The sequence below is a fragment of the Psychromonas ingrahamii 37 genome, from assembly GCF_000015285.1.
Classification (GTDB): domain Bacteria; phylum Pseudomonadota; class Gammaproteobacteria; order Enterobacterales; family Psychromonadaceae; genus Psychromonas; species Psychromonas ingrahamii.
In genome coordinates this window covers 138,574-153,170 of sequence record NC_008709.1, presented here as the reverse complement: position 1 = coordinate 153,170, position 14,597 = coordinate 138,574, and the positions used below count along the sequence as shown (strand labels likewise).

Here is a 14,597-nt window from a genome sequence, read left to right as displayed (position 1 = left end):
AAGGCTCTTTTTATAATGAATTAGTAACGTTCAAATAACTTCAATAACGTATCGCTATTATCAGGTACAAATTTTTCCTCTTGCTCACTACCATAAACGCTATCCGCAAGCTTTTGCTTACGCGTTTGCAGTGCGAGAACACGCTCTTCAACGGTATGCTCACAAATTAATTTATACACAAAGACTGGCTTATCCTGACCAATTCGATAAGCACGATCCGTCGCTTGATTTTCTACCGCAGGGTTCCACCAAGGATCATAATGGATAACCGTATCCGCAGCGGTCAGGTTAAGCCCAACCCCACCTGCCTTTAAGGAAATAAGGAAAATCGGCACATTTCCATTTTGGAATTTATCAATCACTTCACTCCGATTACGCGTCTGCCCGGTTAACTTAACAAAATCAATATCCGATGCCAGCAGTGATTGTTCAATCAAACCTAACATTTGTGCAAACTGAGAAAAGATAAGGATACGTCTGCCTTCTTCAATCATTTCCGGTAAAACACCCATCAAATAGTCGAGCTTGGCCGAACTTTTAATGTTTTTTGCATGCTCAAGTTTCACTAAACGTGGATCACAACAGGCTTGACGCAGTTTAAGCAGTGCATCCAAAAACTCTATACGGCTTCTTGCCAGGCCTTTTTCTTTAAGTAAATCACGGACTTTTTCTTCCATAGTGACACGGATGCTTTCATATAAGGTACGCTGGTCATTAGGCAGCACTATATTCTGGATAATTTCAGTCTTGGCAGGCAGCTCTTTTGCCACATCATCTTTGGTCCGGCGTAATAAAAAAGGATGAGTTTTTTGTATTAACCAGGACTGTACCTGTGCATTTCCTTCGCCTTCAATTCCTTTACGATAAAAGCGATTAAAAGTCGCATAGCTACCCAAAAATCCAGGCATTAAGAAGTCAAACAGTGACCATAATTCGCCTAAATGATTCTCCATTGGCGTACCCGTTAAACATAAACGCTGTTTTGCATTTAAACGTTTAATACTTTTGGTCATTTTTGCCAAAGGGTTTTTAATGGTTTGTGCTTCATCAAGAATTAAATCTGAGAATTGAAACGCTTCCAGCTGAGTAAAATCGCGGCCAACTAATGGATAAGTGGTGATCACTAAATCATAATCAGGCACATACTCAAAAGACTTATGCCTGTCCGCACCATGTAATATCAGCACTTTTAAATCTGGGGTAAACTTAGTTGTTTCATTTAACCAGTTGCCCACCAATGAAGTCGGGCAAATAACCAACGCCGGGTGAACTAATTGCTGATGCTGTTTTTTATAAAGTATATAGGCCAATGTTTGAATGGTTTTACCCAAACCCATGTCATCGGCCAGCACTCCTGAAAACCCATATTCATTTAAAAATACCAGCCAATTTAATCCCGTATGTTGATAATCTCTTAATGTTGCATCCAGCCCTTCAGGTAATGTAACTTCTTGAATTCCAGTGAAATTACTCAGTTTTTCAGCTAATGCCTTAACATGTGATCCACCAACCCAACTATTTATTTCAGGTAATTGAGCTAATAAAGCCGCCTGACTTTGCGGCAGGTGAATATTATCATTATTGACCTCACCCAACTCCTGCAATATTGATAAAATGGGTTGAATAGATTCACGTTTAATACGTAATGGCCGTCCGTTGGGTTGGGCTAATAAAATATCAAAGCGGTGCTGTTGCCAATCTTCATTATTACGCAACCATTCCAATAATAGCGGTAATAACTCAATACGTTTACCTTCAATCTCAATAGATACGCCAAGGTCAAACCACTGCCCCTGCTCTTCAACTTCAATATCAATGCTATTCACCTGATCGCTCAGCAAGACAAGATTCGAAGAAATTTCAAAGCGCCAGCCCATAACTTCCAAGCGAGCTTTATGAGCCGTTAATAATGATAACCACTGAAATTCCTGAGATCCCCCTAACTCCGGCGGTAAAATACCCAAGAGCTGATCGGTGTCAGGCTGTTTAGGATCGTACATCGACAGATCTAACAGGCACAGCTGCTCAAAATGTTTGAGCGCTAAGCGTTCCTGATTAAGATCCCGATCAATAGTGACAATTTTATTGTTGCACATAAATTGAGTACGATCTGGCTCATCAACGATACCCGGATTTAATTCGAGATCACCATAACGAAAATACAAACGAGAGATAAACAACTTTTGGCCCTTGATCTCTTTTTCGTTGAGACTCAATACGACCTGTAATTCATCCAAAATTTCACGCGTTTGATAAACCATGGGATTGGGTAAAACAGCCTGAGGAAAACGCAGCGATACCTGCTCGGTGAAATGGACACACTGTTGTTCCCCAAGTGGTGGCGTTTTTAATAAGGACAAAATCCAACCGCTATCAAACACACTGTCAATTTCAGCCACTAAACCGCGATCCGTATCAATATAGAAAGGCGTGGGTGTCGGAATTAACAACCAGTTGTCTGTATTTTCAAGACTCACCTGTAATTGTTTTAAATCTTCCTCATCAACCCACTCAAGTTGTATCGGTTTTTTCTCACCGGCCTGTAAAGGCAGATTCAAGTTCCGCCAGAAACAACGCCCTGTTGCTAATATTTTATGCAGTGCAAGCAGGTCATTTTCAGTGTGCATGCTGGTTTTTTCAAGCTTGGGTACACGCCCTTCTTTAGCTAATAAAAGTTGTAAAATAGAGACGTCTTCTTCTTGCACCCATTTATAACTTTCCATCCAAGATTCATTTTCTACAACAGAAATAAGATCTTTTGCGGCAAAGACATTCGCATTTTCACTTTTTAGAAAACGTACTGAGCCGTATTCCACCTGTAAATAGAGCAATGAATGATTATATGCACTTTTATTAAATGAAAGGCGGAAATGACCCTGATAAGCACTAGGTGCCGTTATAGATTTCTTTTTAGAAAGTTGACTTTGTAATAATTCAAACCAAGTCTGGTAGCTATTCTCAATATTATAATTTGGAGTGTCCGCCTGATAAGCAAGCAACAAAGCCACTGCGTGTTTACAGTTCCAGCCGACCGGGCAGGTACAAGTGCTGTGGATAATAAATCCGCCTTTATTAGACGGTTTAATTGAAGCACTGGTTTGGTAAGGGGTTTCTGATGATCCTTTAACACTGCCGTGGAGTTGCTTTTTATCCTCATCGTATTCACAAGATAACACTCTGCTTTCTTTAAAGTAGCGTGTTCCACGGTCGATAATATTACGGCCGAAACTAGTGGAAATGTCTTGCGGAGTGATTTTGGGCATCTATTTAACCAACTGAAAAAATGGATCATTAATGATAGAGGTCACAGGACAATAAATAAAGATTTATTCCCACTAAGCAGAAAAAATAACCCTAAAATCAGCAATTTCAAGGGTTGCTAGCACAATACAGCCGTCAGTGATACCTTAGTAAACACTCTATCGGCATTAATTTTTACTGTGCGGTTTGAAATTATTTAATGATATAGACTGTAATAAACGCACAGATTAAGAATAAAACTCAATCAGCATACACTGACAGAACATATCAAAAGCCATTATTTATTTGCTTTTGATATGGCTACTTTAAAATATTATAAATGAGGATCCAATCACTCTTCAGCAGTCCATAAATCCCCGTCTTTATGCTACATGTTCTGCAATTTGCTTTTACCCGATATACCGCGTCGCAGCTGCAGGTGGGTTTACCAGCTTTGTTGGGAAAACAAAAAAGGGAGCCTAAGCTCCCAATTTATTGACCTATAATTTATAGCCTTATGAAAGGTTAGGACCTAACCAGCGCTCTGCCGTTAGTAAATCCCAGCCTTTACGCCCTGCGTAATCCTCTAACTGATCCTGCTGAATATGTGCAACGGCAAAATAACGACTTTCAGGATGCGAGAAAATCCATCCCGAGACCGCAGCTCCCGGGAACATCGCATAACTGCTGGTTAACTGCATACCAATCTGTTGCTCTACATCCATTAAGTCCCAAATCACTTGCTTTTCGGTATGCTCAGGACAGGCAGCATAACCCGGTGCCGGGCGAATACCCTGGTATTTTTCACGAATCAAATCATCACACTCTAGGGTTTCATTCGCTGCAAATCCCCAATATTCCTTGCGGGTTTTCTGATGCAGATATTCAGCAAAGGCCTCGGCTAAACGGTCACAAATAGCCTGTACCAGAATCGCATTGTAATCATCAAGTTCGGCTTTATAACGCTCGGCAACTTCCTTTTCACCGATACCTCCCGTCACAGCAAATGCGCCAATATAATCGGCAATACCCAATGATTTAGGCGCAATGTAGTCGGCTAAACAATGATTGACAAAGGGCGGTTTTTTCTCGCTTTGCTGGCGCAGATGATGACTCATTTGTAATATTTTACTGCGCGTTTGATCGGTGTAAATTTCGATATCATCACCCACACTGTTCGCAGGAAAAATGCCAACCATACCGCTGGCAGATATTTCCCCTTGTGCTTCAACGACATCAAGCATTGCCAGTGCATCAGCAAATAAACGCTTAGCTTCTTCGCCAACAACTTCATCCTCAAGAATTCTCGGATACTTGCCTGCTAGTCCCCAAGTCAAAAAGAAGGGAGTCCAGTCAATATATTCACGTAATATTTTAATCGACATCTTTTTAATAACCTGCACACCCAGTTGATTTGGTACGGGTGGTTGGTAATTAGCCCAATCAATTTTAGCGGCGTTAGCACGCGCTCGCTGTAGTGAAACGGGTGCGCTGCGAGGACGTCTATTAGCATATTGTTCACGTACCCTAACATAATCTTCATCCAATTTTTTCACAAATTCTAGTTTATGAACGGGATTTAATAATTTCTGACAAACCCCGACTGCACGGGATGCATTAGACACATAGACCACGGGCTGATCGTAATTCTGCTCTATTTTTACTGCGGTATGGGCTTTAGAGGTTGTTGCTCCCCCGATTAATAACGGCAATTTCAAACCCTGACGCTGCATCTCCTTGGCAACATACACCATTTCATCTAAGGAGGGGGTAATTAGGCCGGATAAACCAATTATATCAGCCTTTTCTGCTATCGCCGTTTTAATGATTTTTTCAGTTGGCACCATGACACCAAGATCGATAATTTCATAGTTATTACACTGTAAAATAACACCGACAATATTTTTACCAATATCGTGGACATCCCCTTTAACCGTGGCCATAACGATTTTACCGTTGGTCGCACCAACCGCTTTAGTTTCTTCAATATAAGGGTTGAGATAAGCCACCGCCTGTTTCATAACACGCGCCGACTTAACCACTTGTGGTAAAAACATTTTTCCGTCACCAAAGAGATCGCCAACAATATTCATACCATCCATTAATGGCCCTTCAATAACGTCTATGGGCATTTCAGCATTGACGCGTGCTTCTTCGGTATCTTCCACAATAAACTCGGTAATACCTTTTACTAAAGAATGGGCAATACGTTCGTTAACGGGCAGGTTCCGCCATTCCAAGGACTTGCCATCATCCACTTTTTCACTGCCGGAATCTCGGTATTTTTCCGCCAGCTCCAGTAAATTATCCGTTGCATCCGGGCTGGTATTTAAAATAATCGCTTCAACGGCTTCTTTTAACTCTTTTGGGATATCATCATAAATGGCCAGTTGTGCTGCATTAACAATGCCCATGTCCATGCCATTTTGGATACAGTGATAGAGAAACACAGCATGGATAGCTTCACGAACGGGGTTATTGCCCCGAAAGGAGAAAGAAACGTTAGAAACACCACCTGAGATCATCACATGGGGTAGATTGGTTTTAATATCTTTAACCGCTTCGATGAAATCAACGGCATAATTGTTATGATCGGAAATACCCGTGGCCACAGCAAAAATATTGGGGTCAAAAATAATATCTTCCGGCGGGAACCCCACCTGGTTAACCAGAATATCGTAAGAACGTTTACAAATATCAAATTTACGGGCACGCGTATCGGCTTGCCCGTCTTCATCAAAAGCCATTACAATCACAGCAAAACCATAACGGCGGATTAACTTAGCCTGAGCAATAAAATTATCAACGCCCTCTTTCATGCTGATCGAATTAACAATCCCCTTACCTTGCACACACTTCATGCCCTCTTCTAAAATTTCCCATTTAGACGAGTCGATCATAATCGGTACTCTGGAAATATCCGGCTCAGAGGCACATAAATTAAGAAAACGTTTCATCGCATACAATGAATCAAGCATCGCTTCATCCATATTAATATCGATAATATTGGCGCCAGCTGTCACTTGATGAAGTGCCACCTCTAGTGCCTGATCATAAAGCTCGTCCATGATTAAGCGCTTAAAGCGGGCAGAGCCTGTTACATTGGTCCGCTCGCCAACATTTTGAAAGAGAGAATCTTTGCGGATAGTTAATGCTTCTAATCCGCTTAATCGGCAGGCAATTTCAATCTCAGGCAGGGCGCGCGGTTTTACGCCGGCAACAGCATCAGCCATTGCTTTAATATGCGCGGGCGTCGTGCCGCAACAGCCACCAACTAAATTTAAGAAACCACTTTCTGCCCACTCTTTAATATGCGCAGCCATTTCATCGGCTTCTAAATCATATTCACCAAAGGCATTAGGTAAACCCGCATTCGGGTGTGCTGAAACATATGTTTCTGAAATCTTCGATATCTCCTGCACATATTGGCGCAGTTCCTCGGGTCCAAGCGCACAGTTTAGACCAAATGAGATAGGCTCAATATGGCGTAATGAGTTGTAAAAAGCTTCGGTTGTTTGCCCGGTAAGCGTTCGTCCGGAGGCATCAGTTATTGTGCCGGAGATCATAACGGGTAATTTATAACCGAGCTCATCAAAAACACCACTTACCGCGAAAACGGCTGCTTTGGCATTGAGCGTATCAAAAATAGTCTCAATTAAAATGAGGTCACACCCGCCTTCAATTAACGCGCGGGTTGATTCAGTGTACGCCTCAACGAGTTCATCAAAGCTGACATTACGAAAGGCAGGATCGTTTACATCCGGAGAGATTGAGCAGGTACGGTTTGTTGGGCCTAAAACACCAGCCACAAAACGTGGGCGTTCCGGTGTTTCTGCGGTTTTTTGATCAGCCTCTTGACGCGCTAAACGGGCGGCTTCACGATTTATTTCTGCTGATAATGACTGCATTTGATAATCAGCCATGGCAATAGTAGTTGCATTAAAGGTATTCGTTTCAAGAATGTCTGCCCCGGCATCTAAATATTCACGGTGAATATCCGCAATCACTCGAGGTTGAGATAAAACCAACAGATCATTATTGCCTTTAACGTCACAGGACCAATCAGCAAAACGTTCACCACGATAATCCTCTTCTTCAAATTTATAAGACTGGATCATGGTGCCCATGGCTCCATCAATAAGAAGGATATGCTTTTCTAGCTGCGCCTTAATAAGTGCGCTTCGATCGTTAACTACCATAGGACTTCCTGATATTTGGTGCTGTGAATAATAGGTTAGAATATTAGCATGAAAGTAGTTAAAACTGACGCATCAAAGATGCTCTTTGATTGAAATATTCTCTTCTAAATAATGAAATAAATTTGCACTGAAAAAGCAAAAAATTCTGTGCGCTTAAAACTAAAAAAGTATTCAACCTTGGTTAGTATTTGAATTCAAGTTGTAAGCCTAACGGTATGGTGATTTTTATCCCTGACGAGCATTTATTTTGACTTCTATAAATGAAGAGAACTTAGGTGGATTTGTTATAATAAGCCAAGTACTCACCCAAAAGTTTTCTGATCTTAAGAGCGCTTTTATTGAGTAAAGAGCTCAAAAAAACCGGGAAATTTATGCAAGAGTACTTATGTAAGAGTACTTAGGCAGAAAAACGTCAAAAAGTAGCTATCATAAATTTCAGATATAAAAAAGCGAACTAAGAGTAGTTCGCTTTTTACTTATACTGTTCTTTTTTAAAAATTATAATGCCATCATAATAAATAAAAGGGATTCTTAAATTATTACTTTTCCTACACCACCAGATAAACAGAGGAAAATAGAATGTTTATTTGTAGACAGATGTTAAGAAAAAGTCGAAACATAACCAAAAATCTGTATTTAAACTATGATCGGCTATCACGCCACAAAAAACAGCAACAGTAACGCCGGACTGGCAATGAGAGGCTCAAAATAGCTCACTCCTAAATACTATTACTGCTTTTCAAAAACTGATACAAAATAATAATATGTAGTCCCTCCATGTTAGTGATCTAACCAAAACCAGTTTTTAACTTAAATATAAATAAACCTCCCCCTCTGCCCTTCGGGCTAACAAGTTACAACTGCTAACTCTTAATTAGGTTATGGCCCCACTAAAAACTGATACTATGGGTAATATATAACCCTCCATATTACTTAGGGATATCAACGAAAATCTATATTAAAGATTCGCTGAGCCTATTTACTAACTAACGACTATTGACTAACAACTATTTTCTGTATTTTCTGTCAGCTAAATAAAAATTTCTACCGCTAACATTTAAAGTGTAGAAGTTATTATTGGTAGTGCTATTAAACCACCACTGAAATAATCAAAAATTTACCAAGGCAATTTTTTATTGGCTTGTTATATCAAATCGGCTAAGTCATAGGGTGTCACTTGATAAACACAATAGTTTAACCAGTTGCTGTATAATAAGTTTCCATGACTTCGCCAAATTGCCCGCGGTGTTTTATTCTGATCATTATCGGGATAATAATTCACTGGCTGTTTGGGCTCCAACCCCTCTTCGAGATCGCGTAAATACTCATTATGTAATGTACTCGCATCATATTCCGGGTGCCCGGTAACATAAACCTGACGACAATCCGGGCTGGCGGCCAAATAAATACCCGCATTGGGTGCATCTGCAAAAATAGTTAAATCACTATTTTCAGAGACCACCTCTGAATTAAATTCAGCAAAACGAGATAATGGAGCCCAAAATTCATCATCAAATCCGCGTACTAGAGGGTGATGATGGTGATGGGTACGGTGTAAATAAATACCAGACAGTTTATCTCCCCGTGTTTCTTTCTTTAAGCCATATAAATAGGTTAAAGCAGCCTGCGCAGCCCAACACAAAAAGAGTGTTGAGGTTACATTATGGCGTGACCATTCAACAATTTCGACAAACTTTTCCCAATAGTAAACATCTTCAAAGGGAAGCTGTCCTAGTGGTGCCCCGGTAATCACAAAACCATCCCACTTTTGATTTTTGACTCGGTCAAAATCACTGTAAAATTTGTCTAAGTGCTCTTTCGGGGTGTTGCGTGATGCGCGGGCATCTACTCGTATTAATTCAACATTTACTTGTAATGGTGTATTAGATAACAAACGCATTATTTGTGTTTCTGTTTCAATTTTTTTCGGCATCAAATTAAGAATCAAAACACGTAAAGGACGGATATTCTGAAGGCTAGCGCGCGATTCAGACATAGTAAAAATATTTTCTGACCTTAAAATATCAGCAGCTGGCAGATCATCAGAAATACGAATTGGCATAATTTTAAAACCCCATATTAGAATATATTTTTATTTGGACATCCAGAAGTCTAACACTAATTTTATTAATACTGCTAAAAAATCCTTCTAAATGATATTATCGCACTAGAAAAAAAAATTATTCAAGGGGTCCTAATGTTTAATATTGTACAGGCTGATTTATCACACACTGAACACGCCAAGGCTTATCTGCATTTGATGTCACACTACGCATCAGATCCAATGGGAGGAGGTCAAGATCTTTCAAATTTTGCAAAACAAAACCTGATTCCAACCTTATTAAAACGTAATGATATTTTTATTGTATTAATATTTTCGAACAATAAACCCGCTGCACTGTTAACGGCAATAGAGGGGTTTTCAACATTTGCTTGTAAACCACTTTTTAATATCCATGATGTTGTTGTCTATCAAGATTTTAGAGGGCAGGGTCTAACATCATTATTATTTAAAAAAATAGAGGAGATCGCAAAGCTTCGCGATTGCTGTAAAATCACTCTTGAGGTGTTAGAAGGTAATACTATTGCAAAAAATGCCTATAGCAAATTAGGTTACTCTGATTATGTACTAGATCCAAAATGTGGCAGTGCGCTGTTTTGGACTAAATCTTTATATTAACAATAAGCTTAAATTAAAGATTACTGATGGCTCAACTAGCCCTAACCGCTCGACATTGTGATTTAATAAAAGCTAAAAGGGGCTAGCGGATCATACCAAAAGAATTAATGAAGTGATCAATGATTTTAACCAGCAAAAGTAATCACCTTTTTAGTTCTTTTGGTATTAGTTGGTCTTTTTTACTAAGTTGCCTATAAATCCATGCAAGGCTTAATCCGCGGGCAAGCATAAAAGCATTCATTGCTATCCACAAGGCGTGGTTACCCTGTTCTGAAAATAGAAACCAAACGGGGAAATAGACCAGCAAAAGAGAAAAAATAAGACTATTACGCATCTCCTTGGCACGTGTCATACCGATAAAAATCCCATCAAAAATAAAACCTAATACTGATGTTATCGGAATAATAACTAACCAGGGCAAATAGCTGAGCGCCTCTTTTTGCACACTTTCAATCGATGTTATCTGCGCAATAATCCACTGCCCATAAACGTAAAATAACAGGAGCTGCAATAAGCTAAAAATAACCGACCAAAATAAAGTGACATAAACACTTTCTTTTAATTTTATTAAACAACGTGTACCGATACTTTTCCCGACAAGTGCTTCGGCTGCATAAGCAAGACCATCCATAGAAAAAGAGATAAGTAATAGAAAATGCATCAACACTAAATTTGCAGAAACAACAGCATCTCCCAATTTAACCCCCTGAATCGTCATAAACGCAAAGGTGACTTGTATACATAAAGTGCGAATAAATATATCACGGTTCAATAAAATAAATTTTTTAAGAGAATTTAAATCGCTAAGTTGTTTACTTAATTTAAGTAAATCTCCCTGTTTATAAAAAGGCTTAATGTGATTTTTAACAAGTAATAAACCGCACAATAAAGAAATATAATCAGCGAATAGAGATGCCCAGGCCACTCCTGCAACTCCCCAATCCAAAAACACCACAAATAATACGTCTAAACCAATATTGATGGCATTGCTAATAATCAGTAAAAACATAGGTACTTTGGCATTTTGCATACCCAGTAACCAACCTAATAACGCCATATTAATCAAAGCTGCTGGCGCGCTCCAAATACGGATATTAAAATATAACTGTGCATAAAAAAGAACTTGCTCACTACCCTCAATAAATTTTAAGGCCAATATAATCAAAGGTTTTTGTAAGAGTAAAATGGCAATAGCTAACAACAAAGCGACTAGAATAGCTTGTAACAACAAGCGAATAATTTGCTGATGATCACCCGCTCCATAAGCCTGTGCGACTAATCCGGTGGTCGACATTCTTAAAAAACCCAGCATCCAGAAAATAAGCGTCACAATCATCGAGCCTACTGCGACTCCCGCTAAGTAGTATGATTCCGGCATATGCCCAATCACGGCCGTATCAACAAGGCCAAGTAATGGCACGCTAATATTTGAAATCATCATCGGAAATGCAATTGCGAATATTTTCTGGTGGATAGTTAAATTGAAAAGGGGGGATTTTATCATGATAAAAATACTCAATTGTAAACACAGTGAGCGCTTTGCATAACTCATGCAAAGATAAAAACAGCTATCCGCATCACTCAGATTAAAATTATATCCATAAACTCAATGCTAGAAAGATAAACCACTTACCCAGTGGATTTGCTTTAATGCCAGTTTTTATACATTTGATGGATGTTTTCTACCATTAAGTCCATCTTCACACTGAAGATGCCTTCTGCATTTATTGTCGCTTGAAAAGAGGCGTGATGCTCACCTTTGGGATTAATTAATACAATTGAAGCACTGTGATCCACCAAATAATAGGGATCTCCCACTCCCTGGTCCACAATGCTGTAAATCAACCCTAAATTTTGTACAACAGGCCATAGCTGTTTGTGCGTACTCGTCACACCTATAAATTCGGAATTAAAGTAATGTACATATTCCGCTAATTCCTCGGCTTTATCACGGTTTGGATCAACCGAGACAAATACAATTTGTATATCGTCATAGGGTTGTGCTGTTAATTTTGGGTAAACACTATCAAGATGCGCTAAGGTCGTTGGACAGATATCAGGACAAAAAGTGTAACCAATAAAGAAAAGTGTCCATTTTCCTTGTAAATCTTGATTAGTAAAATGTTCACCTCCTGCCACATCAAAGGAAAAATCGATTAAACTTTTACCTTCTTTAAATAAAATTAAAGATTCATTCTGAGTTAAGTCATTTTTAAACTGTGCTCGTCCTAATAATAGAAAGAACAACAGAAAGAACGGCATTATAAAGAGTAATATTTTTTTCATTTCAATAACCCGTTAAATTAAAAATCATCTTATCTAAAGAGGGTAAATGTGCTCAATTCATACTACAGCCAGACTGTAAATAAAACAGCTGACATTACATCCAATCTGCTGTTCGAATGACACCAACGGCTATCCCTTCGATATCAAAAGATTGATATGCAAGGTCTATTTTAATCGGACCAAAATCATTGTTTTCTGCTTTTAATATCACCTGGCGGCCTTCTCGATAAAAACGTTTGACTGTTACATCATCTTCAACACGGGCGATGACCACTTGCCCGTTTTTGATATCTTGGGTTTTATGTACAGCCAGCAGATCACCATCCATAATACCGATATCTTTCATGCTTTCACCCTGCACTCGCAGTAAAAAATCAGCACTAGGGTGAAATAAAGCAGGATCAACATCATAATAGGTTTCAATATGCTGCTGAGCTAAAATCGGTTCACCTGCAGCGACTTGACCAATAAGAGGCAATCCGTCCTGGTGCGCTTTTTCATTATGTTGATGCTCACCCAAAAGACGGATTCCACGAGATGTGCCTGCTAAAATTTCAATCGCACCTTTACGCGCTAAAGCTTTAAGGTGCTCTTCTGCTGCATTAGCGCTTCGAAAACCAAGGATCTTAGCTAATTCAACTCGTGTAGGAGGCATTCCCGTCTTTAATATTTGATCTTTGATCACATCCAATACTTCATTTTGACGCTTGGTTAGCTCTTTCATTATTTAATCTCCACGCTAAATTTAACTGTAAACATGAACAGTGTATATTCATACATGGAGTTAATCTAGTTCCAAACAATATTTTTGAGTCAATCCATCACAAATAATTTTTTCCTGCTTTAAGCATCTCTACAAACGGCCATTAAAGCGCACTACAGTAGCACCAGAAGCATCTTTTGGCCCCAAAAAGGAGAGTGCCTGATTTATGTCAGGACTAAGTTTATTACTGCCTTTAACTGTTCCGACTAGCCGGTAAGCACCACCTTGCTGCAATAAGATATTAATGTTGCTGCTTAGCTGTTCTGATTCCTGCTGCAAAATAGCCACTGCATTACCCTTATCACAACTCAAATTAATGTTCATAGTGGTTAAATCTATTTTACCAAGATCACTGTTGATCCCAGCATTTTTCCAAACAAAAAAACCATCCAATGTATCGCAATAGGGTTCACCCTGTGATGCCTCTTTTATTACCAGGGTAATATCGCCCGATGCTTCAACAGGAATGGGTAAATCTGCATAGGAGAGCAATTCCTGAGCACTTAAATCAAGCAACACATTTTCAATCGCCAGCCCGGAAAGACCTAATTTAACAAAACCTTTTCCTGACATGGCATTCTGACCATTGTTAAATTTAACATTCAGTTTAATCTGCAAAGCAGCCAATGCGAACCAATCTACATCCCATGAGACGCGCTGCAGGTTAAGTTTTTTGTTATAGGATAATAACGCGGCTTCGCCCTGCCATGCAGAGCCGGAAACACCGGCAATCTGGAGCCCCGTGTTTTGAGGGATAAAACGCAATAATGCAGTTGCCGGTAAGGTGGCAAGCAACGCGACCAGATAAAAAGATACAAAGAATATAATAAACTTAATTTTCATGAAGATGGGATCTCTTTGGCAGAGTTAAAGGCATGATTTAATACCCAAGGGAAAGGCGAGTGACTTTAATATAACCTTCTTCATCTGCACGAGATATATCCGCATTGAGAACCGACACTGAGTATTGCGAGCTTAATACGGAAACCCAGTTAATGAAACGGTCAAATTCAACATTACTTACCTGCACTTCAACTTGTTCATTGCGGTTTATAATACGGGAGAAAGTAATACCATTTTGTTGCGCACTGATGGTGACTATCTGGGTAACATTTTGGTTTTCACTCACAGCGGATCCTTGTCCTACACCCGCGCTAACTAAAAGAGTTGCGCGCTGTTGGGTGGTGGATAAGGTCTGCTGGGCTCGCTGTAATTGATTTTCACTATTATCAAGCCCGATAGACAGCGGCTGCCATATGCCCCAGTAAATAATGGCTATCAATATCAGCAATACAGAAACTAATGATAGTTGCTGCTCTCTTTCAGTAATACTTTCCCACCAGGTGTTAAGGCGCTCGACCATTATTTTTCCCTTCTTATTAGTACGTCACTAATACTTTCCCAACAAAAGTTAAACCACTCGACCATT

The 14,597-nt window shown here is 39.5% G+C and carries 9 protein-coding genes; 1 reads left to right on the top strand and 8 read right to left on the bottom strand.

Going from position 1 to position 14,597, the window contains the following annotated elements:
• Nucleotides 1–20: 20 nt before the first annotated feature.
• The 3 genes from PING_RS00640 to metA all read right to left on the bottom strand — a co-directional run bounded on the left by PING_RS00640 (nucleotide 21) and on the right by metA (nucleotide 9,501).
• On the bottom strand, nucleotides 21–3,263 hold the full coding sequence (locus PING_RS00640) for a DEAD/DEAH box helicase (RefSeq protein WP_011768547.1): 3,243 nt from the start codon (nucleotides 3,261–3,263) through the stop codon (nucleotides 21–23).
• A 492-nt stretch (nucleotides 3,264–3,755) separates the two neighbouring features.
• Entirely contained in the window at nucleotides 3,756–7,439 is a 3,684-nt protein-coding gene (gene metH / locus PING_RS00635; RefSeq protein ID WP_011768546.1) for a methionine synthase, read from the bottom strand.
• 1,144 nt (nucleotides 7,440–8,583) lie between these two features.
• A complete protein-coding gene (gene metA, locus PING_RS00630; protein ID WP_011768545.1) occupies nucleotides 8,584–9,501 on the bottom strand; it encodes a homoserine O-acetyltransferase MetA in 918 nt (305 codons plus the stop codon).
• 135 nt (nucleotides 9,502–9,636) lie between these two features.
• Here metA and PING_RS00625 point away from each other — a divergent pair, with 135 nt between their 5' ends.
• Nucleotides 9,637–10,119, top strand: coding sequence for a GNAT family N-acetyltransferase (locus tag PING_RS00625; RefSeq protein WP_011768544.1), 483 nt, complete (start codon nucleotides 9,637–9,639; stop codon nucleotides 10,117–10,119).
• Nucleotides 10,120–10,261: 142 nt separating this feature from the next.
• Here the strand turns inward: PING_RS00625 and PING_RS00620 are convergent, their stop codons facing one another.
• From PING_RS00620 to PING_RS00600, 5 genes are all read right to left on the bottom strand, one after another.
• A complete protein-coding gene (locus PING_RS00620; RefSeq protein WP_198134727.1) occupies nucleotides 10,262–11,560 on the bottom strand; it encodes an MATE family efflux transporter in 1,299 nt (432 codons plus the stop codon).
• 206 nt (nucleotides 11,561–11,766) lie between these two features.
• A complete protein-coding gene (locus PING_RS00615) occupies nucleotides 11,767–12,405 on the bottom strand; it encodes an SCO family protein (RefSeq protein ID WP_011768542.1) in 639 nt (212 codons plus the stop codon).
• 94 nt (nucleotides 12,406–12,499) lie between these two features.
• Complete coding sequence (gene lexA, locus PING_RS00610) at nucleotides 12,500–13,129, bottom strand: transcriptional repressor LexA (protein ID WP_011768541.1); 630 nt, start codon at nucleotides 13,127–13,129, stop codon at nucleotides 12,500–12,502.
• Between the two features lie 129 nt (nucleotides 13,130–13,258).
• On the bottom strand, nucleotides 13,259–14,011 hold the full coding sequence (locus tag PING_RS00605) for a type II secretion system protein N (RefSeq protein WP_011768540.1): 753 nt from the start codon (nucleotides 14,009–14,011) through the stop codon (nucleotides 13,259–13,261).
• 37 nt (nucleotides 14,012–14,048) lie between these two features.
• A complete protein-coding gene (locus tag PING_RS00600) occupies nucleotides 14,049–14,531 on the bottom strand; it encodes a type II secretion system protein M (protein ID WP_011768539.1) in 483 nt (160 codons plus the stop codon).
• Between the last annotated feature and the right edge of the window lie 66 nt (nucleotides 14,532–14,597).